The organism is Bradyrhizobium elkanii WSM2783, assembly GCF_000472865.1.
GTDB classification, from domain to species: Bacteria; Pseudomonadota; Alphaproteobacteria; order Rhizobiales; family Xanthobacteraceae; genus Bradyrhizobium; species Bradyrhizobium elkanii_A.
On record NZ_AXAP01000055.1, the window covers coordinates 1 to 25,030 of the forward strand.

The following is a 25,030-nucleotide window of genomic DNA, read 5'->3' on the forward strand; positions in this document are numbered from 1 at the left end:
TCGAGAATTTCCTGCACCGCACCCTGGATCAGCGGCTTCAGGAACTCCTTGTCCGACCTCAACAACTCTTTGACTGCAGAGACGTCCGTCCTAATCTTCGNCACGGTCATGGCGGGNCCAAGCTCCTCTATGAGCGGTGATCTTCGCAATCACCGGACTTACCATGACCGCTCCAGCCTCTCAGGCTTTTGCAGAACCTTCCGCACACTACCGTGGAAGCCTTTCCGTTGAGCCCTGGGGTCTGGACTCAACCAGCCGGAGGGCGGCTTTCGGCCCGAAGGAGCCAGTCTCAATCTCACGCCACAGAGACGGGTGACACCACCTGGTTCACACACCGCACCGTTAAGGTTGACTTCGAGCCTCCGCGTGAATCTTTCACACATGATGCGCGAATTCTTGAAAGGGTGTCCGGCTCAAATTCTAGAGATACGTTCGTGTTGAGATCGGTCACAGTCAGCAACTAATGATAGCTGGACGGTTCTAAGCGAACTGCCTATCCGTTGACGTCGCTAAGACGTTCTCGTTCGCCCACCAAGACCGGGCGTAGACGTGATGAACAGGAGAAGCAGGCAACATGGTGGATGATACGAACGTTCGGGCTGGCCAGTGCCATTGCGGTGCGGTGCGTTTCGAGGTGACGCTCAGCGACGGCTTCAATTCGATCCGCCGCTGCACCTGCTCTTACTGCCGAATGCGAGGCGCCGTCGTTGTCATGGCGGAAATGGGTGGGATCAAGGTCCTGCAGGGCGAGGATGCGTTAACAAGCTACCGCTTCCATACCGGATCAGCGCAGCACTTCTTCTGTTCTCGCTGCGGAATATACACACATCATCAACGACGATCTAACCGGAATCTATATGCGGTAAACGTGGCTTGCCTGGACGGGGTAAGCCCATTCGATTTCTCCGAGGTGCCTGTCATGGATGGCGTCAATCACACGAACGACACCGGCATGCCAACGCGTCGAGCAGGCACACTCCGCTTCATCCCAACAAGCCTGCTAGCTATTCCGTCCGGGTAGGGAACGGCTCATACGCGGCTCATGGATTTACGCAAAGCATCGAGCAGTAGCCAAAATTGAGCTTTCGTCGTGTTTTTCCGCTGCCGCCTTGTGTTGATCCCGAACAAGCTTCTACGATAGCTGTTCCCATCTCGAGTTGGGCGCAGCCGCCAATTCTTGTCTTGTTTGCGACGTTGTCTGGGAGACTGCCGTCAAGCATCGGGTTGCTGGTAACCTCGGCCGGGATTCCTGCAGCATCCAATTCTTCCAGAACGATATCGCGCAACTCGTCGTCCAGTCCGCCGAGCTGAATTCTTCCATTCGCTTGGGTGTCCGTACAGCCGTGCAAGCTGATACAACGTTGAGCGTTTTCAACCAACTTCGTGGCTATTGGCTCATCGTAGTGGGAAGCCGTCACATGCAGGTCGCCGTTGCTGGAGGGCAACAACCCTTCAAACAGCCAGAGGTCATGCAATCCAAGACCATCAACTGTGGTCGCCAGCGTAGCCGGATGATAGCCGGCCGTAGCTAGAGCGATCTCGCTTGTGCCGGTCTCAATGCCACCTCCGTGGAGGGCCATGATGATCTTTTGTGTTTCCGTGTTGTCCGTGACCTGTTCTTCCACCAGTTGGCGCCACTCATGACGTAGCCATCTTTTTCCATATGCCATCCCTTCGACGTTGTTCGGATCATCGTACAGAGCAGTCATGGAATCATATTTGTCAGGTCCTCGTGGCATATCACCGATCTCCGTGCAGTCGGCTGGAATGATCAAGAGCCGGTCGCGGCTTGCGGCTCTTGCTGGCGAATGGTGGACCTCCGGACACGATAAGGCTGCCGCCCTGACTTCTTCGAGAACGCGTAGCCAGACCCGACCGGCGATCCGGATCGGACCATTTAGGTTGCAGGTTTCAGTTCGACATTCTTACCCGCCACCCGCCTTCTCGATCATGCGCATGACGGCATGGAGCTCCCTCCCGTAAGTCGGTCCGGTGGCGTAGCCCGCGCGAGCGACTTCGGTTGCGAAGGCGTATGGGTCGTGGGTGACCGCGAACGCCTTGGCGTACCGCTTGTTGCGCGCCAGAAATGAGCCGTGCTCGCTGAACGCGGTGGCAGCGTCGGGATAGACGCGGAACCAGTCGCGCACGACATAGTCGTACTTGCCGTCGGGCCGCGGCGTCACCGAGATCACTTCGGGGAATTTGGCGTCGGGCCGCGACATGACCTCCTTGGTCTTCAGCAACTGCCGCATGTTTTCGGGCATGCTGGCTTTTGCCTTGATACCGAAAAAATTGAAGCCGGGCGCATGCGCACCCCAGCCGGATTCCAGCGCTGCCTGGCCGAGCGTTACCAGGGCGGGTACGCGGCTCGCCGCCTGCGAAGCCCTGGCTGACTCGCCGAACGTGGCGACGAACGCTTTCGGCGCGAGCTTCTTGCCCGGCACGTAGGGCAAGGGCGTCGGCGCAGGAGGCGTAGGAGCGGGGGCGGGCGGCAGCGACCGGCCACCCAGCGCGGCGCCAATCGCGGCCTTGGTCGCCGCGCCGACGACGCCGTCGGCCTCCAGCCCGCTGCGCGACTGAAACCCATGCACCGCGCCTTCGGTGTTCGAACCAAAATCACCGTCCACTGCCAAATCGTAGCCGAGCCCGACAAGGGCGCGCTGCAGGCTGCTCACGCCGTCGCCTTTGCTGCCCCGGCGCAGCGTCGGTCCGAGCATGAATTCGGCGACGCCTTTGAGGCGGTCCACCAGCCCCGGATCGCCTCCCGCTTCGCCCGCGAGCAGGGCTTCCAGGGTGAGGGTCTCGTCGGCTGGAGATTCGCCCTCGCAGGCGGCGCGCACGTCCTCACCGTCGCTGAAATTCTCCTGCCAGTTCTCTTGCCAAGTCTCCTGCCAAATCTCCTGCCATCCCTCGTCCTCGGCTTCGCTCTGCGCGCCCGGCAGCGGCGCGAGGTCGAGGTGGAAGTGGATGATAAGGGGATGCGGTCCATGCCAGTTGAGCCCCGTCACGCGCTTGTTCTTGTCTTTGCGCGTCGTGCCGGCGAAGATCACGTTGGGCTTGCCGGTCTCCCGGTTGATCTCGTCGGCGACCGCGAAATCGTTGTAGATGATCCGCCATTTGGCCGGCATCGCCTTCGCGGTCTCGTTCACCGCGCGCAGCAAACTCAAGGCATCGTCGCGGAGATAGAAGCCGCGAGCGTCGCGCCTGTTCAGGAACAGATCGAGCGAATAGCCGCGGTCGTTGAAGCTCCCGCCGCCATGTCCGCGATAGGTGCCCGCTCCGAGGCCTGCGCCGTAGCGGCGGTGCAGCTGGGCAAAGAAGCGGACCATGATCGGCGCGACAGGCGCCTTGTCGCTTCCGTCAATCGACGCGTGACTGACCAGCTCCACCCGCTGCGCCGGCGGCCCGAAATCGCCGAGCGAGCCGCCCGATGGCTCGGTGCGGAAGCGCATCTCTTCCTCGCGGCTGATCATCCAGGCGCGGCGGAGAACGTCGTCGGCGTACTTCGTCCCGAAGCGCATGCGGGCGCCCTTCAGCGTATCCTCGTAGTCGCCGCGCAGCGCCGCGCTTCGTTCGTCGGCCGAAGGCTTTCCGCCCGTCCGCCGCGACCACTCCGCAGCCAATCTGGCAATGAAGGCATCGAGATCCTCGTCGACAGGAAGCGGCGCAGGCGGGGTCGGTGCCGGCGGGATGGGAGCAGGTGGAGTAGGTAGCGGCGCGATCTTGCCGCCGAGCGCTGCGGCGATACCCGCCTTGGTGCGCGGGCCGACCACGCCGTCGGCGGCGAGGCCTGCGCCGGACTGAAAGGCGAGGACCGCTTTTTCGGTTGCAGCGCCAAATCGTCCGTCGATTTCGCCCGGCGAATGGCCGAGTTGCGCCAGCGCGCGCTGCAGGGCTTCGACACCGGCGCCGCCGTTGCCGCGGCGAAGCGTCGGTCCGACCACAAGAGCCGAGGCGCCCTGCAAGAGGTCGGCAGCTCCACCGGCCTCGGTGTCGAATGCGCGCACGCCGACGCCTGCAGGCCATCCTGCGTCATCCGATTCCGGTTCGAACCACTCGGCCTCGAATTTTCGGGGCGCCGAGTGGGCGCCGCACCCGCATCCGCACCCTTCGTGCTCGATTTCGTCCTCGGACGATTCAGGCCAGCGCGTGTCGGAGAAGTCTTCGTCGAGCTTGTCGCCAGGAAGGCCTGCTTCCACGTCCAGCCAAGCCAACGATTCCCCGTCGCCTCTCTCGAAATGAGTTTCCGCGCTCGACATCGCATCGAAATTCTCGAAGGCCTCGCCATCCGGGGCTGTGCCGAGCTCGCTCAACAAGGTCGGGAGGAGTTTACCGGGCAGCGCGCAATGGGTGATCGAATTTGGCACGGGGCGCAGCGCCACCGCGCCCGCACTGGCGCGGCCGTCGAATTTGTCGGTCTGAGATTTGGCGCGGTAAACGATGTCCACGCCCAAACCCGGCCGGGCTGCGGCGAGCGCCTTGAACGCCGCGATGGGCGGGCTTCCGTAGGTGGCGTCAAGCACCCACACCTTGACGAGCTTCGCAAGCGCGCCGGTGCCGAGCGCCGTGGATTTGTTCGCGTTGGCGAGCGGATAGAGCACGCCGTAGGCGCGCGAGTGCCCGGAAATGACGAGCCGGCCGATTTGCGTGCCGCTCCGCTCGAGGCGGCGGTCCGTCTCGCCCAGCACTTCGGCAAACAGCGCATTGAGCTGCGCAGGCCGGTCGAGGCCGTGTGCACTCCAGCCTGCGTCGCTCCCAATCTGGAGCTGCGGCACGATCAGCAGCATCGGCCGGCCGCTGTCGGTCACGATCTTGCCGAGCCGGAAGGTCGCCTCCGTCACGATGCCCGCAGGCATGGCTCGCGGCACGCCGCACGGACTGAGCAGCCCGTGGATGTAGAGCAACATGTCGACCGGCCCGCTGCCTCGAACGGCCGCAGCCGACGCGAATACGGCGATCTTCGTGCCGGTGACGCGGGAGCGGTAGATCCATAACGCGCCGTCAAGATACGGCTTCGTGGACGGAACGACGGCTTCGATTTCGAACTCGCTCGTGATCGTCGGCTTGCGGCGAAACTCCCAGTGCCATTCCTCGGTCGGCAACTGCTCGAAGCCGTAAGCCGCCGCGTTCTGCTTCAGCCATCCATAGAACCAGCTCCTGCGCCAGGCCGCTCGCGCTGCGTCACTGCTACCGTTGGCAACCTCGAATCCCGCTTTTCTGTTCTGATAGAAGTCGACGGCAATGCCGTTCTGGTGATTGCTGTAGCCTGGCGCCGCAATCCGGCCACCCAGGCCAAAGCCGCCGTAGGCCTTCGACTTCAGCATGTAGGCGGCTGCTGCCTTCGAATGCGGACCTTCGGCAAGAGCTTCGCGGTGCGCGCGTGTCCGGTTGTAGTAGCCCTTGAAATACCTGAGCCACAGCGAGCGCTGGTGCTCGCTGCCGCGATAGCCGCTTGCTGCCGTCAATCGTTTCGTTCGCAGCGCATCTGCATCACCCGCAATCTGAGCCTTCTGCAGATCTGCATTTGCAGCGGTGAGCAGGCGGCCTGCGGCCCGCGCGGTCTCCGGCCGCGTCTTGACGCTGGTGCCGGGGATCGTCTCGACCTGAGTGCTGCTCAGGTCGGGCAGGGGAGCACCCCTGGCCTTGCGGCTGCGGGCGATATGCTCGGCGAGCACACTGTTGCGAAAGGCGATCTGCTCCGCTGTTGCGGTCCACGCCTCGGACTCGAGATATTCGTCCTCACCTTCGTGTTCGTCTTCGGCGCAGCGGCTGGCTCCGGATTCCAGCTCGCGAGCCTCCTCGAGCTCGCGCGCCCAAGGCTCCGAGCTTTCGTCTCGCGCGGCTTCGTTGTCCGCGGAAAAGCCATGCGAATCCCACGCCTGGGCTTCAAGCCCGGTGAACGATGTTTCATCGTAATCTTCCGACAGCGAGCCTTCCAGCTCCGGCTCGAAGCTCTCGCTCAGCAGGGTCATGCCCTCGACGGCGAAGAAGGCGTAGCTATCCGCGTTGTCCAGGGCCTGCTTCGGGGACAGGGTCGAATATTTCGGTTCGGGCTCGTAGGCCTGGTCCTTGATGCCGACATAGCGATGCGCGACCTCGTGGATGAGGGTCACCTCCTGCGCGTCGGGCGCCAGCGCGCTGAAGTTGCAGTGCCTCGGCCGCGTGTCGAAGCAGATGTGGACTTTGCCGAAACCGCCGAACAACTGCGTCGTCAGGGCATAACCGCAGACGGCTCCCTTGCCGTCCGTGGCGCAGTCGGTCTCGCCGCGGAACTTGATTCCATCCTTCAGCGCCTTTTCGATCCGCATCAGCCGTGTGACGATGTGACGGAGATCGTCGTGCTTCGTGGTGTGAAAATGCCGCAGCAGCAGCTGCCGCGTGGCTGCGCCCATCCGATCCGGCCGTCCGTACGCGCTGCCGACGAACGAGGCCGCATGCCGCACTGCGCGCAGACACCGTTCGGTGACGTCAAGCAGCAGCTGCTTCTGCGTCGACGTACAGTTCGCGAAGGAGTGGGGTGAGCCCAGTTCTTCCTCATCGAGGGACTGGGATTCACGCGCACCAGTCCACTCCGCTTCGCCCGAAAAGGCCACGAACGGGTTGTCCTCGAGCGTGGCGAACGCTCCAATTCCGCTGTGGTTCTCCGGCTCGGACGTCTCCGCGAACGGAGCGTCGAGGCCGAGCGGGTCGAGCGATTGGAAATCCTGCGTGGACCCGTGCATCGTCTGCCTCCTGCGTTGACCTCAACGTGCGCCGACGAGCAGTGGCGGCCGGGTCGGCGGCCGCATCTCGATCGGCTTTGCGCGTGTCTTCAGATCCTTGCCAGTTGCGGATGCCCACTCAGTGATGACCCGCCTGCTCGAAGCTCCGATCGGCGAAGCTGCGCCCGGCGGCGAACCGACCGGCGGCTGCTCGAGGTAGAGAACCCACGCCAGTTCAGGTCCGGACACGACGCCGGACTCGACGATGCGCAGGAACCGGGAAAGATCGCCAGCCATCGAGAACAGAGCCGACGACCTGCTGTGCGGTGCGAGCCCAACGCGCTCGCCGATCATCCGCAGGCGCTCGTAGGGGCTCGTGGCGTTGGCAACCAGATCCTCGACCACCGGCGTGTTGGCGCTTAGCGTCAATTCGGCCCAGCCGAGGGCCGTCGCCGCGACCAGCTCCTCCCGGCTGAGCAACTGATTTTGCCGCCGGGCGCGCAGTGCAAATCGCAGTGCTTCGGCGATCCTGAAAATCCGATCGTCGTCTGAGGCGTTCACGCCGGATGTGTTGCGAACGTTGGTGATCGCCTGCCACAGTTCAAAAAGGAGTTCCTCGAACACCTGGATGAATGACGCGTTCGCGTGCGTGGCCTTGTCGTAGGTGGGCGGCCGGTTGTCGTCGGTGCCAAATGCCAGGTCGAGGCCGAAGAGCCGCCAGTATGCGTTGCGCCGTATCGCCTCGGGATCGGGACGGATGACACTGGTGGACAGCCACGGGGCAAGCGGATTGGCCGCACCAAACAGCAGCACCTCGGTGATCTCGAGCCAACGCTGGGTCGCGATTGACGGGATGCCCAATCCCTCGCCGGAGCGATACTCCCGGACGACGCGGCGCAGGATCTGGATGGCGCGTGTGTTCTCCAGAACGTAGCTGTAGCCGAGGTGGTCCCATTGCGGGACACCGGCCAACGACGGATCCGGGATGAATGGCGCGAATGCGCCGATGTCGTAGCGGAGGAAGGCCAGCCGGGCCGGGCTGGCCGGCTGCGGATTGGGCGGCGGTCCCCATACGCGAAAGGCGTTCCAGACCTGTTCCATGTGGAGCAACAGATCGAACGGATCGCACATGAGCACTATTGCGGCCGCCGCGTCGCGCGACATGTTGGACGGCGGCGCCATCATGCGGTCAATCAGCTGCTGGATCATGACTAATACCTTTCGTTGTCGCGTGGGCGCGGAACGACCTCGCCGATGAATGGAACGGGACGCGTTGGTATCGGCACGGTCGATGCTCCGGACCAGCTCGGCCGCGCCGTGGCTTCGATCATGCTTGCAAGACGCGCGTTCACAGCGCCATCCGTGATCGGAACGCGATGAGGTCCGATCTCCGCCAGCGGTGCGAGCTTGGTGGACAGCTCCTCGAATCCGTTGGTCAGGATGCATTCGATCGCGCTCATCTGCGACAAGCGGCTCAGCGCCTGATTCAAGTGGCACAGCTCCTGCTCGCGCTTCGCATCGCGCTCGTGCAGTTCGTTGATGGTCTGCTTGAGGAGGTCGATCTCCTCGTTGCGCCCGTCCGATTGGCGTTTGGCAAGCTCCAGCACGGACTCGGATTCCGCCGAAGATGAAGGCTTCTTGGCCATGTCGTATTCCTTTCTCAATTCACGCCGCTTCGGCTTGGTTGACGAACCAGCTGCGTGCGCGTTCAATCCACATCGGTGCAGTCTCCGGACATTCGGCCTCGCGCAGGCCGGCGAGTGCGACGATCCGTATTCCCTCGCGCTGCCGCCACGCCGGCGACGTCCAGAGCGCTGCGCCAGCGGTGTGTTCGAGCTCGGCAAGCGCCTGGGGCGAGACGCGTTTTGGATCGAGCACGTTGGTCATCGGCCGGCCGCCGAGCCCCGGTACGGACGCTAAGAGACACGCTTCTGCGATCCTTGGCATCGCGGCCTTCGAGCGGGCGAGCAGGGGCTGCAGCGTCTCTTCGGCGAGGGCGATCGGATAATGCGCTTCCATGGCCCGTTGCAGAGCATTCCATGGGCCCTTATCGCCGAAGCAGAGGCGTGACATTGCGCAACCGAGGACTGTGCGAAGCCACCCGATCGGGTGCGGGTCGCCCACCGGCCATTGCAGGATGGTGTCGGCATTGCCGACGACGTCGTAGAGCGCCGCCGTCGAGGCATAGCCGGTGTGAAGAAAGGCAAAGACGTCGGCACCGATCTCCGAGGCCCAGGGTGTCCACATCGCCTGAAGCTTTTCATCGTCCTTCAGCGCGCGCGCTATGGCCGCTCGCACGGAGGGCGTCCAGCCGGTGAGATGAGCGACCTGATGGCCAGTCTCGTGAAAGAGCGAGGTTGGGCGATAGAGATTGTGGCGCACGATCTTGATGGCGGCGACCGGCATGATGGCCCCGGGCGCCCAGAGGCGGACGCCCGCGCGCAGGATCGAGGCGCCGGTTCCCTTGTCCTGGTACACCAGCACTCTTGGCACCGGCTTCCTCGCCCGCTCGAGCACGCCCTGCATGCTCGTGACCGCAAGCCGGTCGAGCGTCGTGAGCGCCTCGCGCAGAGGCGCACTCGTTCGCGAGTTCACGGCATCTCCGAGGAAATCCAGCGTGGTGTCGACCTGGACGTAGCGGCGACGGAAACGCTGGACACCGGTCGAGGCGGCTGGAATGCGGGCCGGATTCTTCCGCGCCTCGGCAACGACCCGCTGCGTCGCCTCACCGAGCTCGATGAGTTCCTCGACGACCGCGTTGATCTGCTGGCGCAGCGGCGCACCGGTGTCGCGTTCGACCGACTTCCAGGCCTCGATCGAAGCAAACTCCTCGGCATCGCGAAACGTGCGAGCGGCCGCCAGCCAGTGGGCGACCTGCCGCTGGAGGTCCGAGGTGACGAGATGCTGGTCGATGTCAAGCGTCACTTGCCGCCTCGCCCAGGTGTGACGGAGATGGCGATGCTCGGTGTGCCGCGCAGCGCGGCGCCGGACGGCGCGGACGCACCGCCGCGCAGCATCCTGCGGATCGCGTCGAGCCCGGGCACCGCGGTGAGGTGGATGCGAACCGTTACACCGGGATCGGGATGTCCGGCTGCGCGCACGAACGCTTCCGCATTGGCTCGCGCCCATTTCGTCAACGCCGGCATCACCCACGCGCGCAGGCGCTGGCGCAGCTGTGCGGTCAGGCCGGGCGGCAGCAGCTTGCCCCTGTGGGCAGCGAAGTCCTCGAAAGTCTCGCCGTCCTCACCGTCCTCGCGCAACATCCGGAGAGGAGCCTGGCCGCCGGCGGAGAGTCGCTCCATGTCCTGGTAGGTCCTGGTGAGCGCCTGCAGCAGCGGGAGGCTTCCCTGGCCCTTGCGGATCGCCGCGACGATCTTCTGCGTCTCCGTCTCCGACAAGTAGATGCCGACGCTGATGCGCGCCTGGCGCATATTCACCGACGCCCAGGCACGGCTTGCGCGCAGACGCCTGGCCACGGCCTGTCCCGCCGGGCCCGCGGGCAAAGTTGGCGGCGCGCCGGCGCCGACCGGCTCCAGAATGTAGAAGCGCTGGCCCGCGGCGATCCGCTGTCGCGAGCGAAGATATGCGGCGGGCACCGCGACGCCGAGCTTCGGTTCACGCAGTAGAACGCCGGCCGCCGCCGGCGTCAGCGGATGGACGTTGGCGGTGTTGATGTAGCCGCGGCCTGCGCCTGCGCCCGACCGGTCGGTGCGGACCATGCGCTGGAGCGTGGTGCCGGGCGCAGACTGATAGATGTGCATGCGCGCGCGGATCGGAAACTGCGCGCCCGCCGCCCGCATCGCCGCGCCGACCGTCGATCCGCCGAAGGTCGGCAGCGTGTCCGCAATCTGCGACGTCACCTGGATATCGGGCGTGCGGTTGTACTTGCGATAGGGCCGGAGGCTACGCGGGCGGCGGCTCACGAAGGTTCCGCCGAGCGACGGGGCCTGCTGCAGCGACGCACGAACGAAGCGAGGCGGGAAATGCGTTGCAACGGCTTGGCTGAACGCTTCTGCGGTCGCGAGCTGGGTCAGCTCTTCGTCCTCGAACACGTAGTCCTCGTTCTCGGCGAACTGGCGGACCGTATCCTCGACGACGCTGGCGAGCGCGACCGGCGCCACCTCGTCGCTGCGCTCGAGCTGCGCCCGGTCCTCGGCCTCGAGCGAGATGAGCCTCAGACCGGTATCTACGATGGCGTTCGACAGAGGCCCTTTGAGCTGCGGTCCTACCCATTTGCCGATCAGCTGGCCGAGATAATTGGCGAGGAAGCCCACCACCTTCGGTCGACCGACGAGGTTGATTCCGAGTCGCAGCGCGCCGAGCAGGGCGGGAACGAATTGCTCGATCGCCGGTGCGAGATCTTCGTCCTCGTCGGCGTCGCGCAGCCGTTCGATCAGTGCGCCGCGGGCTTCGGCGAGCACCTCAAGTTCCCGCGTCTCGATCTCGCTCTCGTCCGTCGCACCGAACGCCTCGCCTTCGAACTCGGCTGCCGCATCGCCCGCCAGTGCCTCCGCTATGGCCGCGTCGAAGGATTCGGCGAGCGACTCCATGTCGGTCAGGTTCGCCGGTGACACCTGAGCTTCGTCGATGCTCTCCTCCGCAGCCTCGGACGTGAATCGGGCGGCGAGCGCGCGTGCGTGCGGCTGCAGAGGTGCCGGCAGCCGGCCGATGGCGAAGGACAGGACGCGCCGGAGCAGGGGATTGATCAGGCCGCGCAGCTTGTTCAGAACCGGCCCGAGCAGCGACCCCGCGACCTTGCCGACGCTCTTTGCCACATTGGCGACGGTCTTGACGACGCCCTTGGCTTTCTTGATGAGCTTGCCGATGAACTCCTCGCCGGCCGGCGTCAGCTCTCCGATCGATGGGTCGAATCTCTCCAGCACCTCATCGAGCTGTTGCTCTGAAAGGGAGCCGACGTCCAGGTCGGCCATCCCTGCTTCCAGCGCCTGCAAATACTGTTGCGCCTCGAAGCGCACCGGGGCGAGGTGCGCTTCGGCATAGCGTTCGCGCTCCTGTGCGGACGCCGGCGTCTCGCCGACGAACCGCTCGTCGAGTGCCTGCTCGGTCTCCTCGGCCAGAAACGCAAGCGCTTCGTCGAACGCTTCGTCGCGAAGCTCGGCATAGACTTCGGCCACCAGGCGGTCGGTCTCGGACTGGCTTGCGCCGCCATCGAGCGTCGCTGCGAATGGCGTGAGATTCTCGCTCCACGGAGCGAAGCCGATCGCCGCGCCGTTTCCGGTTTCGGCGAAGGCTTCAGCGAACGGGTTTTCCTGCGCGGCGAAGAGATGGGATGACTCTTGTTGATTCAGCATCGCGCGACTCCGGCCTCCTGAACATCTGCGGTGCAGTTGAGCATGACCGCCGTCCGCCGCTGTGTGTGCCGCCGTCGCCTTGCCGTCTTGTTCGCGCGCTCAGCGCGTATTGCCGCCGTGGCCGCGGCGCTTTCCGAGGCGTCCACGCAGCGTCGCAGGATCGCCCACGGGCAGACGACGGCCGTCCTGCAGACTCCGGAAAAGGCGGAGACAAAAAGGGAAGGGGAAGCTAGTGCGCGGTGCGTGAGGCGGGACAAATGCCGGCCACGCGCTTCGCCAACGCCTCATCCGGGGCCACGCCCAGCTCGCAGGCAAGGCGCTTTGCCAGCGAACGGTAGCACTGGACCGCCTGGTAGCGATTGCGCTGGGCGAGATATGCATCGATCAGCGCTTCGGCCGCCGATTCGCGCAGCGGCTCGGCGGCGAGCGCGGCGACACCCGCCTGTGCTGCCAGCGCGAGATCGCCACACGTCGTCATCATCCGGCAGGCCGCCTCGAGCGCCTCCACCCGCAGCAGGCGAAACGCCTCCTGCCCGGCGATCAGCCACTCCTCATGCCAGCCGGGCAGAACGTCGTTCGATAGCAATACGATGTCCTCGAAGGTAAGCGCTTCGCCCTTGAGGGCACGGGCCGCGATGGCCTGCGCGCGCGAGAAATCGACGTCCGCCGACAGCACCAGCTCGTCGCCCATGGTCTCGATCCAGCCGCGCGGAACGTGCCACAGCGCGCGGCGGAGGTTGGCTCGGCCCGCGTCTTCGGCGAGATCCAGCCAGAGATTGCTGGCGGCTGCGGTGCGCGAGACCGGCCGGCCTTGAAGCGCGAGAAAGGCGAGAAGCCGGCGCGCCGGGAGCGAGAGGCGAACCATCGGGTAGACGCCAAGCCGCCCGAGAATCGCGACCTTGCGCTCCACTATCCTCTCACTGATGCCCCCCGTCATGAAGAGCCTACCTGGTCGCGAGATTATGAACAGTTCGACCGAGCTCTGGCCGGCCGAGTAAAATCTTCTGTTGGGCAGTTCGTATTCCGGCCGGTCCTTAAACTCTCGACACTAGGCTGACAACCGGCGTGGAATGGTACGCCCGCCGCCCATCGTGGGCAACAAATCGGGTTGGAGCCCGAGGCCGGGACTTAGCGACAGATTTAGTCGCGTTTTACTGTTCAATAGCGCGGGTGCGTGCGTATGCCGAAAACCGTGGTCGAACACTGTGGCTAACACGAGGCCTGGTGGCAGTTCGCCGCGAGCGCAGAATTTGCCGCAGATATCGCACATGGGCGTGCCCAGTCCTGTGCACATGTGAACCTCACCACAACTCCGACACGCGTTGATCAAAATCAGGCTCGACGGATTTGCCGCCAGAGCATCCTGTGCTCGCGTGAGGGATGCGCGAGGCGGACGAAGAACCCAGAGCAAATTCCGACCCGGACAGTCGCCCGATGCAGATGCTTTATCTCTCGATCAGTTCGTACCGTAGCGGTGTTTTCTATCCCGATAGTATGAACTAGTTCATTCTTGAGCCGCAACCAGAAGCTTCACGTCGAGCATGGCGGGTTCTATGCAAGGATAGGTTGCAAAAATGAAGCGGCGCACGCATCTGACAAGAGTACTGCCTTGACCGTCTGAGGAGGACGCGGCTGTTCACGCAAGCTATCTGTGTAGTCGACCTGTACGAAACTTCGCGCGGCCTTCGCCTCAAGGTTAACTTCGGCCAAAGTGTCCGGGACAAAGACATTCCAAAATTGATGGCGCTGCATGACCTGCGGAAGGCAGCTCCTACGGACTTCGAGTGGTAAGGAAAAAACGCGTCCGAGGCCGCGCGTGAGAATCCGCTGCTCTAGCATAATCTGCCAGGCATCGTACCCGGTCGAATTGAGGAGAGGAACCACTTGGTCGTTCCCGTCTTTGCGTCGAGGATCTTTGCGGTCGCGAATAGTGACGGTTCGCTTCGACATGTCGACATCAGACCACTCGATGCGGCTGATCTCAGCTTGGCGCATCGCTGTCGCCACGGCAAAGCGAACAATTCTACCGAGTGGTAGATACTGTTGGGCGTTAGATTCGGTGTATCCGATCAGTCGATCGAGTTCGTCTTGACTAGGGCGCCGATCTCGTTCGTTTGACTTTCCGATGAACGCCGTGATCTCGCAGCGCCGTGCTGGACATGGCCCACCCAACCCTGCGATCGCGGCACCGAATATTGCGCTCGCTTTCGATTTTCCGCGACAGAAGTCGGTTTCGCTCGACCTGTAGCACGAGGTCTTTCAGCATCCCACGTACGAGCGTAAAGCTCCGCTCGCCCAAGGCTCACGAACTGCCTAAGCGTAAGATTGGATCAGATATCGTAGGTTTGGTCGGTGTGGGGAAAGGCAGTAGCGCTCCACTGACTCGAACCCCCGACTTTTGGGCGAGACCATTTGAGCCTCGGAGTTCGCATCATGCGGAATGACGCCATTGCTATTGGGATCTAGTTGGACCTAGGTTGCCGGTGCTAGCTTAAACTTGCCCATGATGGATCGGAGCGAGAGTTCAAGTTTTTCAATTGGTTAGAAGGCGGCGTGTGCACGATGTGTGCACCGCGAGATCAAAAATCTAGAAACATGCTGCGCCCATCCGCGCCGGCAGGTGGGCGGCAGGGCGAGACTAGTTCTGAGAGGTGAATTGTAGGCGCTTGTATGGTCCACGAGTGTGGTCCAAGATCGCGTTTGGCGGCCATCGTCTGCGGCGAAAAGCCCCTTCGGACCAAGCGATTGGTCAGATCAGCGAGACTGGCTGGGGAACTGGAGGCTTCGCTACGATCTGTTACCTCCGGAGTTCCTAAATTCTAAAAAGACAATCGCCGAGAAGCAGCTTGGCCTGGACGCATTGCTCTTAGTGGCCCGGTATGCCTTTGACGTCCAGCTCGTCCAGGAGCATCTTGGCATCGCTGAGATCGGGGGTATCGAATCCCTCCGTGAACTGACCATAGATCTGCCGGAGAAGGTCGCGCGCCTCACCGCGCCGCTCCTTGTCTTGCCACAGACGGGCAAGATCTGTAGCGGCGCGGAGCTTGAACGCCAGCGCCCCTTGCCGATCGGCAGTTTGGATGGCCTGCAATAACCGTTGTGCGGCCTCCGCGGTTGCTTCGCCGCCGCGAGCCCCGAGGCATGCACCCGCCAGACGATGCGCTTCCGCCTCGAACAGGCGGTTGCGGCTGGTCGTGATGACGTCGAGTGCCTCCTGGACAACTTGCTGCGCGCGGTCGACTTCGCCGGCCTTCAGCAGGGCTTCCGCGAACACCAGGAGCTCATACTCGTAATAGAAGCGTCGCACCGACTGCCGTGCGGCCTCGACGGCATCCTCCATGCGCTCCAGACCCTCCGACACCTGCCCGGATTGAAACACGGTCCAGCCCAGAAGGAGCGGGCACACCGCGAACATGTTGCTCCCTTGGTCGCGGCCGATGCGTATCGTCAGCTCGGCATATTCGCGGCACGGCTCCGGGGCACGAAGCATTTGTCGAAGCGCCGCTGACCACCATGCCGCATGGGCCAGGCTCGGAGGATGGCCGAGCCGCTTCCCGAGTTCGAGCGCAGCAACCGACATTTGCATCGCCTTGCCCGCAAACCCGGTGACCCAGAGCGTGATGGCGTTGTGCGCATAGGCGCACACACCCGTATCGTGACCACCATAATCGTAAGCATGCGCGTGATGACGCTCGGGATTGTACAGCGCGATGCCACGCTCGGTGTCGGCAAGGGTGATCGAATTGAGGCCGAGCACGTGGGAGTTCGCCCAGCGCGAATGATAGGCCTCAAGCATCAGATCGGGATCAGCGAGCCGTTCGGCCACCTCGACGACCTCGTTGGCCATTCCAAGCGCCTGCTCGGTCCGCCCGGTAATCAGGTTCGTGTACCAGTTCCCCCACATCGCTCGGAAGAGCTTCTTGTCATCGCCCAGTCCGCGACCGAGCGTAACGGCTCGGGCATAGTGATCGACGATCTCGTGCCCCGCCGAACGAAAACCGCGCGCGATAATCAGGGCGGTCCCGAGCCCAAGCCGGATGTCGAGCTCCTGCTGCCAGCGCTCCGCCGAATCAGACATCTCCTCCAGAAGCCGCAATGCGTTGGAAAAGTGCTTCAGCGCCTCGCTGCCGGCCGAACGGCGCAAAGCCAGCTCGCCGGCGCGCTGCCAATAGATCGCGGCCTGCTTCCTCAAGCCAGCTTCGGTGCAATTGCGCGCCACTACTTCCGGCTGGCTCTCGACAATCTCCGGAAAGATATCCTCGATCGCTTCTGCAATGCGGGCATGCAGGCTTCGGCGGCGGTCGCGCAACAGCGTGCTGTAAGCTGCATCCTGCAGCAGGCCGTGCTTGAACAGAAAGTTCGACCGCGGCAGCTCGCCGCGCTGGAAAATGAGGCCGGCCTCGACCAGCCGGCCGAGCGTCTCCTTGATCTCCACCTCAGGCCGCTCGGCAACTTTGGCCGCAAGCTCGTAGGAAAATTCTCGGCCAATCGTTGCGCCAATCTGCGCGATCTCCTTGGCCGCGGGACCGATCCGGTCAAGCCTCGCCATCAAGGAGGCGTGCAGGGTCGGCGGGACGGAGAGCGGCATGTGCGACGTCGACGATCCGGCCCGCCGAGCCGGGCCGGCTTCCACCACGGTCTTGGTTACCTCCTCCAGGAACAATGGCACGCCGTCACCGCGTTCGACGATTTCTCCGATCAGGTCGCTCGGCAATGACTTCGCCTTCGCAGCGAGCTGTCGAACCAAGGCTTCGCTGTCGTATCGGTTCAGACGATTCAGCGTCAGCATGGTAACGTGCGGCTGATCTGCCCATGGCGCGACAAAGTCGGGGCGAAAAGTTGCGATCAGCATGACGCGCATGCGTTCGATCCGACGGATGAAGAGATCGAGCAGCTCCTGGGTGGTCGGATCAATCCAGTGCAGGTCTTCAAAGATCATCAACACTGGTTTTTTCTGCGGCAACGCGGTGAGCTGCCGCTGTAGCGCTTCAAAAGTTTCCTCCCTCGTACGTCGCGGGTTGTGCTCCACAGCGGCATAGCGTTCGGTGGGCAATAGCAAGAGGTCAGCCAGGAGCGCCACGCCCGCTCGGCCGCAGAAGTTTCAGCCATTAGCGCTTCCAGCTTGTCCAGCTTTACCGCGGGCGTGTCTTCCCGACCGAACCCGGCTGCCCGCTCAAGCAGATTGATGACCGGGAACAAAGCGCTGTCCTGATGGTGAGGCGAGCAGAAATAGTGCAATTCGATGTATTGCTCCACATCAAGCGAATCCCTGAGTGCCACCGTCAGGCGTGATTTGCCGATGCCGGCTTCGCCGGAGAACAGGATGACGCGTCCTTCGCCGGCTCTTGCCTGTGCCCAGCGGCGGAGCAAAAGCTCGGTCTCCTCTTGGCGATCGACGAACGGTGTCTCGGCGGAACGCAGCGCCTCGAAACGACTCTTGAAGCGGTTCTCGCCTAGCACCCGCCAAGCGCGTTGAGGCTCTCTAAAGCCCTTGAGGTCATTGAATCCAATATCCTCCAGCGCAAAGACCGACCCGACTTGTCGGCGCGTGCCATCGGCAATTATAATTGTGTTTGGCTCCGCCAAAGCAAGCAGCCGGGCGGCGAGATTTGGCACCTCGCCCAGAACATCCTTGTCGTTTCCTGGTCCGATCAGGTCGCCTACGACCACGAGTCCGGTGGCGATGCCGAGCCGGATCTGAAGCGGCTCGGAGCTCTCCAATCGTCCGATGCCTTCGATCAAAGCCAGGCCGGCCCGCACGGCCTGCTCGGGGTCGTCTTCGTGGGCGTCCGGGTAACCGAAATAGATGAGAACACCGTCACCCACGCGGCGGGCGACAAAGCCGCCGAACCTGGGCACGATCTCTGCAACGCGCTTCTGGTACGCGCCGATTACTTCATGAAAGTCTTCGACGTCGAGATGGACAGACAACGCTGTCGAGCCGACAAGATCGCAGAACATGACAGTGAGGTGGCTGCGCTCGGCAAGCGCGGCACGGGGCATCGCCGGCGTTCGTTCGGGACTTCGAATGACCCCTGTGTGTACCGAAAACCTCATCCGAGTGTGATGCCGCGTTGGAATCACCTAAGCTGGCGGGATGATCGGGCTGTTCTGCTTCGCCCTCGCCGTCCTGGCCTCGCCATTCAGGTCGAAGTTACGGCTTGAAGCCGAGAACGCGGTGCTGCGACATCAGTTGATTGTCTTGAGGCGCAGGCCGCGTGGTCGCGTTCGCCTCACGAACCATGATCGCTGGTTCTTTATCCAGCTGTATCGTTGGTTTCCAGCAATCCTGCAGGTTCTCACGATCATCCGGCCCGAAACGCTGGTGCGTTGGCACAGAGCCGGATTCCGCTGCTACTGGCGTTGGAAGTCGCGCCCACGGGGAGAGCGACGGCAGATCGAAACGGAGCTGCGCGTCTTGATCCGGCGGATGAGCGTCGAAAATCCGCTTTGGGGCGCACCTCGCATCCACGGCGAACTGCTCAAGCTCGGGTTTCAGGTCGCGGAGTCGAGCGTCGCCAGGTACATGGTCAAAGGGCGAGGGCGGCCCAGCCATGGATGGCGGATCTTCTTGCACAATCACGCGCCAGACATTGCTGCCATGGACTTATTCGTTGTCCCAACAATTGGCTTCAAACTGCTCTATGCCTTCGTCATCGTTCGGCTGGACCGCAGAGATCTTGTCTGGATCAACGTCACAGCACATCCAACCGCCGAATGGGTCGCGCGTCAACTAACGGAGGCATTCCCCTGGAACGAGGCTCCGCGCTACATGATCCGGGACCGGGATTGCATCTACGGTGCCGTCGTCACACGCCGACTGCGTGCCATGGGTATCCGGGACAAGCCCATTGCACCTGCCTCACCCTGGCAGAATGGCTTTGTCGAACGGCTGATCGGATCGATCCGGCGTGAATGTGTGGACCAGATCATTGTCCTGGGCGAGGCACATCTGCACCGGATTCTGAAATCCTACGCTCGCTACTATAATGCGACGCGCACACACTTGGCTTTGGGCAAGGATGCGCCCGTTTCTCGCCCAGTTCAGCGAACCGGTGAAGTCAGGGCACTTGCTATCCTGGGCGGACTTCATCACCACTACCGCAGGGGTTAGGTTTTCGGTACACAGAGGTGTTTCAACCCGCAAGAGCGCCGCGGGCTTCGCTCTACGCAGATTTTTAGCGCGGGTGGGAAGCTAACTTTTCTTAGCGATGTTTTCTGTCAACAAATGTTGCCGCAGCGGCTCCGAATGAGACCCATGTGAAACCTTCGCCGGCTACTTCGTCCCCGTACCTATATCGACGGAGCGATTGCCATGAGACCCAGACGTACCGAGTTCGCCAACTTCGTCCTCGATCTGCTCGACTTCATGGAGGAAAAGCTGCGGGAAGCCCTTGCCGACGAAAACTCAAGGATCGCTGCGGTCGGCGAGGCCGCCGGCGCCATGCCGCTGTTGCGCGACCGCCTTCGCGAGGATGAGGTGGTGCAGACGCAGTTCACGCTGGTCTTCGACAACGAGCTCTATGAGCCGCATGCTTTCTGAGCGCTGGCGCAGCCTGGCGCGGATGCCGCGCACCGACTTCGAGGGCGAGGTCGAGGCCCTGGTCAAGCCGGGCGGCGCGTTCGCGGCGCTGCGGGCGATCGCAGGCGCGACCCAAGGACTCGACTGATTTCGGCGGGCCCCGACTCGGATAGCCTGGCGCCGCTGGTGCCGAGAGGCGGGTCCTCCGATGGTTGCCGATCCGAAGCCAACGAAGAAAAAGCGAAGGCGCAAGCCGGACGTCTACTACGTTGTGGCGGTCGAGGACTGGAGCTGGGGCTATTCGCTAAGCCTCAACGCGGATCGGCAACCGGTCGATCCCTACCACGAATTCCGCCACCTCCGGGTCCGGGGCAGGTTGCTGCATCCGAAGGGCCCGAGGACCGGGATCGAGCTGACGTTCCTTCCTTCGAGGGATCTGGATCCGGAGGAGCGCAAAGCGCTGCGGCCGCTCGGCGTCGGATCGCTCGACGGCTAAGGCGATCCATCGCTGGGTTGCTCCCGCTGCCCATGGACGCGCTGCCTCCGATCCTGCAGATGATGATCGGGGCGCGCTTCAAGTTCGTCGTGATGCACGGCACGAAGTTCAGCCACCGCCGGGCGACGCTCAACGGCTTCCGGTTGGAGATGAAGCTTGATCCGGACGATCTGCCGGAAGGGGTTGAGCTGCCGCGCTGATCCGTCGGCAAATCGTTTACCAAACTCCTTGCGAAAATTTCCCGTCACCCCTTGAAACTTTTTCGCGGCTTCCAAATTTGTTTGTCGCCGCAGATGCGGTCAGGGTGCCTTCGGGGCCCTGCAAGGCGGGCGCCGGTCAGGTGTCCGGTGCCGGCTCGTACCCAACTTGCTCTTTGGAGGATTTGGCTATGAGGTATGATTGGACTCCCCTGTGGAGGTCGACCATCGGTTTCGACCGCCTTTTTGACGTGCTCGACGAGGTCCAGCGGACCGCCGAAGAGACCTATCCCCCCTACAACATCGAACGGCTCGACGAAAACCACTTCCAGATCTCGGTGGCGCTCGCCGGCTTCTCGCCCGACGAGGTCGCGCTCACGGTCGAGCAGAACGTGCTGACCTTGGAAGGCCACAAGGCCGAGAAGGAGGAGAAGACCTTCCTGCATCGCGGCATCTCGGCGCGCAATTTCAAGCGGCAGTTCACGCTCGCCGACCACGTCGAGGTCAAGGGCGCCCGCTTCGAGAACGGCCTGCTCATCATCGACCTGCAGCGGGAGATCCCCGAGGCGATGAAGCCGCGCCGCATCGACATCAACGGCGCGAGCCCGAGCAACGTCAAGCAGATCGAAGGAAAGGCGGCCTGATCAGCCTGCGACGTCCATGATCCGCGCCGCCGCGCGGACCCGCGCGGCGGACACCGGCAACTCGTCCAAGTCAGGAGGCGACCATGCGGCCGACGACCGCAATCCACGACAACGTATTCGATTTCGACTACCTGCTTCATCCCGGCACCAAATTCGAACGCCCCCGGGATGTAGTCTTCCACTCGGGCCTCAGCCTCGGCGAGAAGCGCGCGATACTGGCCTCATGGGCCTCGGATGCATCGGCGATCGCATCTTGCCCGTCGCTGCGCGCTCCCGAAGGGCTGAAGGCGCCCGTCACCATCGACGAAATTCTCGAGGCGCTGTGCGATCTCGATGGCGGCCCGCGCCATCCGCCAGGCGGCAAACCGATGCGCCTTCGGTCGGCCGAGCGTTGTGCGGCGGCATGAACGGCGGCGGCATCGGGCTCAAGGCAAAGGGAAACGCTTGTACCCGCATTGCGAGCGGCAGTAGGCTGCCTCGGCAGGGAAATCCAATGGCGGTGATCCATCCGATCCGGAAGGCGTGCCCGGCGTGCGGGCGGCCGATGAAGCTTGCGCCTGATGATCCGGGCAGGGGCGGCGAGCGCTATGTCTGTCCATACTGCGACGGTGACCCCTGGCACGATCCCGCCGCCCAGAAGTGGATCGACAGTCCGCTGAAACCGCCAAGCTAATCCTAGACTCCGGACGGGAATCGGCCTCGGCTGGCAGGGGCTCGCCGGGCCGATTTTATGTCCAAGGGCTGCAGCCGTTCGACCCGCAACGCCGACGATCGTTCTGGCGGAGCCGCTGTGGAAACCAACTCCGGGTTCGCGTTCGCAAGAATGAGCGGCGGCCGGAGCGCGCTCATGCCGCTCGGTAATGCTTCGCTTCTGCAGCTGGTTCGCTTTGAGCCACCTCAAGGCGCGTGGTCCACGTGCCGGGCTTCCGGTGCAGACCGGGGTGACACGATCCCGAATATCAGAGCGGACCCTCTGAACGATCTCTTGCCCGCTGCCCGCAGGAATCTTGGACCTGGGGCGATCCTTCAGCCGGGAACGGAGCCATGGTCGTCCGGTTGACTCCGGAAGACACATCCAGGAGGTCAACCTGACCATGGAAGATCGCGAGACGTTCAGTCTCATCGGACGCGATAAGGTCGAGGGCACGAACGTGTACGGGGCCGACGGCGAAAAGGTCGGCTACATCGAGCGCGTCATGATCGACAAGGTCAGTGGCAAGGTGTCCTACGCAGTGCTCAGCTTCGGCGGCCTGCTCGGCATCGGCGACGATCACTATCCGCTGCCCTGGCAGGCGCTGAAATACGACACCAACCTCGGCGGCTACGTCACCGGCATCACCCAAGACCAGCTCCGCGGCGCCCCCAAATACGCCGACGAGAGCAGTTGGAATTGGAGTGATCCGGCGACAACGCGCGCCGTGAACGCCTACTACGGTGTGCCGGTGGCTTGAGGCGGCACGGCACTCGCGGGCCAACGCACCCGCCGTCATGCGAGACGACCGGCCTCTGTCGTCGAGGAGACTTGAAAAGTGAGTAATGCTGTTCGTGTGCTGGTCGTGGAGGATGAAGCCCTGATCTGCAGCTTCATCGAGGACGCCTTGTCGGACGGCGGTTTCGAGGCCTGCTCGGTCCACTCGGGGGAGGCAGCCCTGTCCACCTTTCGCGACGGCCGTGAGCGGTGTCGCGCGCTGCTGACCGACGTCAACCTCGGCGATGGCATCAGCGGATGGGAGTTGGCGCGGCAGATCAGGGAGATTACGCCGGCGTTTCCGGTGGTCTACATGACGGGCGCCAGCGCGGGAGACTGGAAATCGCAGGGCGTCGTTGGCAGCGTCCTGATCGAGAAGCCTTTTGTGCCGGCGCAATTGGCGACCGCCGTCTCGCAGCTACTCGACGCCGATGCCTCGCCGGGTTGAGGCGGGATGCGGCTACTGGCTCAGGACATTGCACTCGACATCACGGCGGCCCTTCCCATCAGTGCAGCCCGGCTTTTGACCCCAAGGCGTCATTCCGGGTAGTCGCCTACTCGTCTTCTCACCAAGAGAAGTCAGACCGCGCCGTAGAAGTGCCGATATTGCCAGGCGGCTTCCCTCTCCAATTGCGGTTCAGACCACGACTGGTTTTTGAGGCGCATGACAGACATTGGCGATAGATCGACAGGCGGCTTGCCATCGAAAATCCAAGCCGCAAGCGCCTCTCCGACCGCTGGCGAGATTGAAAGTCCGGCGACATTGCACCCGCTGGCAAAATGGAAGCCGGTCGCTCCGGGGCCGGGCCGAGAATATGGTGGCCGTCGGCGGTCATTGTCGGAATGCCACCGCGAAATTCCCGCACCTTGGCGGTTTGCAGGACTGGGAGCTGATCCTTGACGTCCGCAGCGGCTGAACGAAGCACCTCGATATCGAGTGGCATGTCCTTGATATCGAAACTGGGTCCGAGCGATTGCATATCGAAAAATCGCGGCGTTTCCTCGTAGACACCCCATAGAAAGCCGCCCTGGCAGGGCCGCGCGTACACCGCGGCATCCATGATCCGAACCATCGGCAGGTCAGCACGCGCGCCATCCAAAGGCTCCGTGACGATCAGTTGCTGCCGGGTCGGTACCAACGGCACGCGAATTCCACTCGCCTCCGCGACCTGTCGCGTCCATGCACCGGCTGCATCGACAACGACCGGGCCTTCAATTCTGCCTTTCGCGGTAGTTACGCCGGTCACCTTGCCAGCGCTGATGTTCACGGTGAGCACGTCTGTTTTCGGCAGCACGGTTGCGCCCCGGTTCGCCGCTGCTCGGGCGAAGTCGATAGCAACCTGCGCTGGATCGAAATACCTGTCGTCACCGATCCTCATCGCCGCTACGACGCCTGTCGGCTTTAAAAATGGATTGAGACGATTTGCCTGCGCCGGAGAGATCAGCTCGACATCAAGGCCCATACGGCGGCCGCGTTCAAAGTCCGCCTCGATAATCTCCGCGTCTTGCGGCCGACGCGCGATCTTCAGGCTGCCCGAATCCACCCAATCCAGAGGTTGCCCGGTTTCTTCCGTGAACGCTTCAATCTTGCGACATGCGTCCTTGATGAGGCCAATCATCAAGTCGCTTTTGCGAACGCAGCTCACCATGCCTGCAGCGCGGGGCGAGGTTTGCGATCCGAGATCATGCTTGTCGAGAAGGGCGACGCTGAGGCCCTTGCGCTTGCTCAAGTAGCATGCGGTTGCGGCGCCCAGGCGCCGGAACCAATGACAATAACATCGGCCTTGCTAATCATGACGCAATGCCTCCAGAAATCCGTCAGCAGCAAACGTACCACTTGGTGGAGGTCGATGACCATTCCCCTTCTCTGGACGATAGCCGTAGCGAGGGCCGCTTGTGGCCCATCGCATCATTTCGCTGAGTTGCGGGATTCAGCCGCTATCCGGGGTAAGCGGACTCTGCCGAGCCGTCCGCCCCGAAGGTTTGTGGGTTTACACCTAATGTGGTGACTATTCCTTTGCCGCACAGGCTGCTGCGGCGCGAGCGGCCGACCGCCATCCAGTCCCGCAGCAGGCCTCGGTCCTCTTTCGAAAAGGACGCGCGCCGCTTGAGATCCGCCAGCGTCTCGCCAGGATGGCATCGCTCGAAATCCTCGCGGATCAGCGACTCGAGGTGGGCCGTCTCCTGACAGGTCATTGTGGTGGCAGGAGCTCTCTGCTGCCGATCCAGCGCAGCGCATCGGACTGCATCGGATCGGCGTCAACCTGCGCTGCCTGGATGGTGCCGCATTTGGCGCACCGCAATGTCCAATGCTCGAAGCCGCACGGGCCGGGGCCACATACTGCACGGTCATATGGGCTTGGCACCTGGGACAGCGCCGGCGCTGCGTCGCGCGCGGCGGCAGGACGGTGGCGGATGTCTGCGTAACGGACATGGCAATGCACGTCTCAGAGCAGGATCTACTTAAGGCGGGCAAGTTTCGCTGCAATGGAGTTGGCGGTCGAAATTCGTGACGGAGCCCTCGTTTCGCGGGCGCGAAAGACTGAACGAGGGCGGATCTGGCACGATCGTGCGGCGATCTCATACGCCTAGCCATGGAGCTCTAACAGTCTACCCAGGATCGGCGGGCGGTTTCAATCGCGATCGGAACGCAGGTGTCCCGGACGAATTGGTCCGGCGGGCCGTGCGAA

At 63.1% G+C, this 25,030-nt stretch carries 22 protein-coding genes; 11 read left to right on the forward strand and 11 right to left on the reverse strand.

All coding sequences use genetic code 11. From position 1 onward, the window contains the following. The first annotated feature begins 574 nt into the window (after positions 1-574). The gene (locus YY7_RS58780; RefSeq protein ID WP_080663966.1) at positions 575-1,021 is read left to right on the forward strand and encodes a GFA family protein; all 447 of its coding nucleotides are present in this window, start codon (positions 575-577) and stop codon (positions 1,019-1,021) included. A gap of 19 nt (positions 1,022-1,040) precedes the next feature. Here YY7_RS58780 and YY7_RS53620 read toward each other — a convergent pair whose 3' ends face one another. The 10 genes from YY7_RS53620 to YY7_RS56960 all read right to left on the reverse strand — a co-directional run bounded on the left by YY7_RS53620 (position 1,041) and on the right by YY7_RS56960 (position 18,016). Then, complete coding sequence (locus YY7_RS53620) at positions 1,041-1,775, reverse strand: poly-gamma-glutamate hydrolase family protein (RefSeq protein ID WP_080663967.1); 735 nt, start codon at positions 1,773-1,775, stop codon at positions 1,041-1,043. A 150-nt stretch (positions 1,776-1,925) separates the two neighbouring features. Then, positions 1,926-6,722 carry a peptidoglycan-binding protein gene (locus YY7_RS58785; protein WP_051397064.1) on the reverse strand — a complete coding sequence of 1,599 codons (4,797 nt, stop codon included), beginning with the start codon at positions 6,720-6,722 and terminating at the stop codon, positions 1,926-1,928. 21 nt (positions 6,723-6,743) lie between these two features. After that, entirely contained in the window at positions 6,744-7,865 is a 1,122-nt protein-coding gene (locus tag YY7_RS0133880) for a hypothetical protein (protein WP_245287499.1), read from the reverse strand. A 47-nt stretch (positions 7,866-7,912) separates the two neighbouring features. Continuing rightward, positions 7,913-8,347 (reverse strand): hypothetical protein, encoded by a 435-nt coding sequence (locus tag YY7_RS0133885; protein ID WP_028167088.1) that lies wholly within the window; start codon positions 8,345-8,347, stop codon positions 7,913-7,915. Between the two features lie 19 nt (positions 8,348-8,366). Beyond that, positions 8,367-9,626, reverse strand: coding sequence for a hypothetical protein (locus YY7_RS53630; protein ID WP_051397065.1), 1,260 nt, complete (start codon positions 9,624-9,626; stop codon positions 8,367-8,369). Next, the gene (locus YY7_RS0133895; RefSeq protein ID WP_028167089.1) at positions 9,623-12,013 is read right to left on the reverse strand and encodes a hypothetical protein; all 2,391 of its coding nucleotides are present in this window, start codon (positions 12,011-12,013) and stop codon (positions 9,623-9,625) included. Before YY7_RS0133895 ends, YY7_RS53630 begins: the two co-directional genes overlap by 4 nt. Positions 12,014-12,242: 229 nt before the next feature. Next, the gene (locus YY7_RS53635) at positions 12,243-12,923 is read right to left on the reverse strand and encodes an AfsR/SARP family transcriptional regulator (protein WP_245287500.1); all 681 of its coding nucleotides are present in this window, start codon (positions 12,921-12,923) and stop codon (positions 12,243-12,245) included. 641 nt (positions 12,924-13,564) lie between these two features. Beyond that, on the reverse strand, positions 13,565-14,185 hold the full coding sequence (locus YY7_RS63675; RefSeq protein ID WP_245287501.1) for a tyrosine-type recombinase/integrase: 621 nt from the start codon (positions 14,183-14,185) through the stop codon (positions 13,565-13,567). 694 nt (positions 14,186-14,879) lie between these two features. Beyond that, positions 14,880-16,958: an ATP-binding protein gene (locus YY7_RS53645; RefSeq protein WP_155255420.1), complete on the reverse strand. Its 2,079-nt coding sequence runs from the start codon at positions 16,956-16,958 to the stop codon at positions 14,880-14,882. After that, a complete protein-coding gene (locus tag YY7_RS56960) occupies positions 16,952-18,016 on the reverse strand; it encodes an adenylate/guanylate cyclase domain-containing protein (protein ID WP_051397067.1) in 1,065 nt (354 codons plus the stop codon). The genes YY7_RS53645 and YY7_RS56960 overlap by 7 nt, the downstream gene beginning before the upstream one ends. A gap of 94 nt (positions 18,017-18,110) precedes the next feature. Between YY7_RS56960 and YY7_RS63680 the strand changes: the two genes are divergently transcribed. The 10 genes from YY7_RS63680 to YY7_RS0133965 all read left to right on the forward strand — a co-directional run bounded on the left by YY7_RS63680 (position 18,111) and on the right by YY7_RS0133965 (position 22,788). Then, the gene (locus YY7_RS63680) at positions 18,111-19,127 is read left to right on the forward strand and encodes an integrase core domain-containing protein (protein ID WP_028167091.1); all 1,017 of its coding nucleotides are present in this window, start codon (positions 18,111-18,113) and stop codon (positions 19,125-19,127) included. A 201-nt stretch (positions 19,128-19,328) separates the two neighbouring features. Beyond that, complete coding sequence (locus YY7_RS0133925; protein ID WP_028167092.1) at positions 19,329-19,556, forward strand: hypothetical protein; 228 nt, start codon at positions 19,329-19,331, stop codon at positions 19,554-19,556. After that, positions 19,546-19,683 carry a hypothetical protein gene (locus YY7_RS60885; RefSeq protein ID WP_155255421.1) on the forward strand — a complete coding sequence of 46 codons (138 nt, stop codon included), beginning with the start codon at positions 19,546-19,548 and terminating at the stop codon, positions 19,681-19,683. The genes YY7_RS0133925 and YY7_RS60885 overlap by 11 nt, the downstream gene beginning before the upstream one ends. A 60-nt stretch (positions 19,684-19,743) precedes the next feature. Then, positions 19,744-20,031 carry a hypothetical protein gene (locus tag YY7_RS0133935; protein ID WP_028167093.1) on the forward strand — a complete coding sequence of 96 codons (288 nt, stop codon included), beginning with the start codon at positions 19,744-19,746 and terminating at the stop codon, positions 20,029-20,031. Positions 20,032-20,063: 32 nt separating this feature from the next. Next, positions 20,064-20,231 carry a hypothetical protein gene (locus YY7_RS60890; protein WP_155255422.1) on the forward strand — a complete coding sequence of 56 codons (168 nt, stop codon included), beginning with the start codon at positions 20,064-20,066 and terminating at the stop codon, positions 20,229-20,231. 188 nt (positions 20,232-20,419) lie between these two features. Next, a complete protein-coding gene (locus tag YY7_RS0133945; protein ID WP_028167094.1) occupies positions 20,420-20,872 on the forward strand; it encodes an Hsp20 family protein in 453 nt (150 codons plus the stop codon). A gap of 83 nt (positions 20,873-20,955) precedes the next feature. Next, positions 20,956-21,279 (forward strand): hypothetical protein, encoded by a 324-nt coding sequence (locus YY7_RS0133950; protein WP_028167095.1) that lies wholly within the window; start codon positions 20,956-20,958, stop codon positions 21,277-21,279. An 86-nt stretch (positions 21,280-21,365) separates the two neighbouring features. Continuing rightward, positions 21,366-21,545, forward strand: a complete 180-nt coding sequence (locus tag YY7_RS0133955; protein ID WP_028167096.1) for a hypothetical protein — start codon at positions 21,366-21,368, stop codon at positions 21,543-21,545. 421 nt (positions 21,546-21,966) lie between these two features. Beyond that, the gene (locus YY7_RS0133960) at positions 21,967-22,323 is read left to right on the forward strand and encodes a PRC-barrel domain-containing protein (RefSeq protein WP_433994544.1); all 357 of its coding nucleotides are present in this window, start codon (positions 21,967-21,969) and stop codon (positions 22,321-22,323) included. A gap of 78 nt (positions 22,324-22,401) precedes the next feature. After that, complete coding sequence (locus tag YY7_RS0133965) at positions 22,402-22,788, forward strand: response regulator (protein WP_028167098.1); 387 nt, start codon at positions 22,402-22,404, stop codon at positions 22,786-22,788. A 118-nt stretch (positions 22,789-22,906) separates the two neighbouring features. On the opposite strand, the gene YY7_RS53650 is transcribed toward YY7_RS0133965, so the two are convergent. Next, positions 22,907-24,070 (reverse strand): NAD(P)/FAD-dependent oxidoreductase, encoded by a 1,164-nt coding sequence (locus YY7_RS53650; RefSeq protein ID WP_210164716.1) that lies wholly within the window; start codon positions 24,068-24,070, stop codon positions 22,907-22,909. Positions 24,071-25,030: the final 960 nt, after the last annotated feature.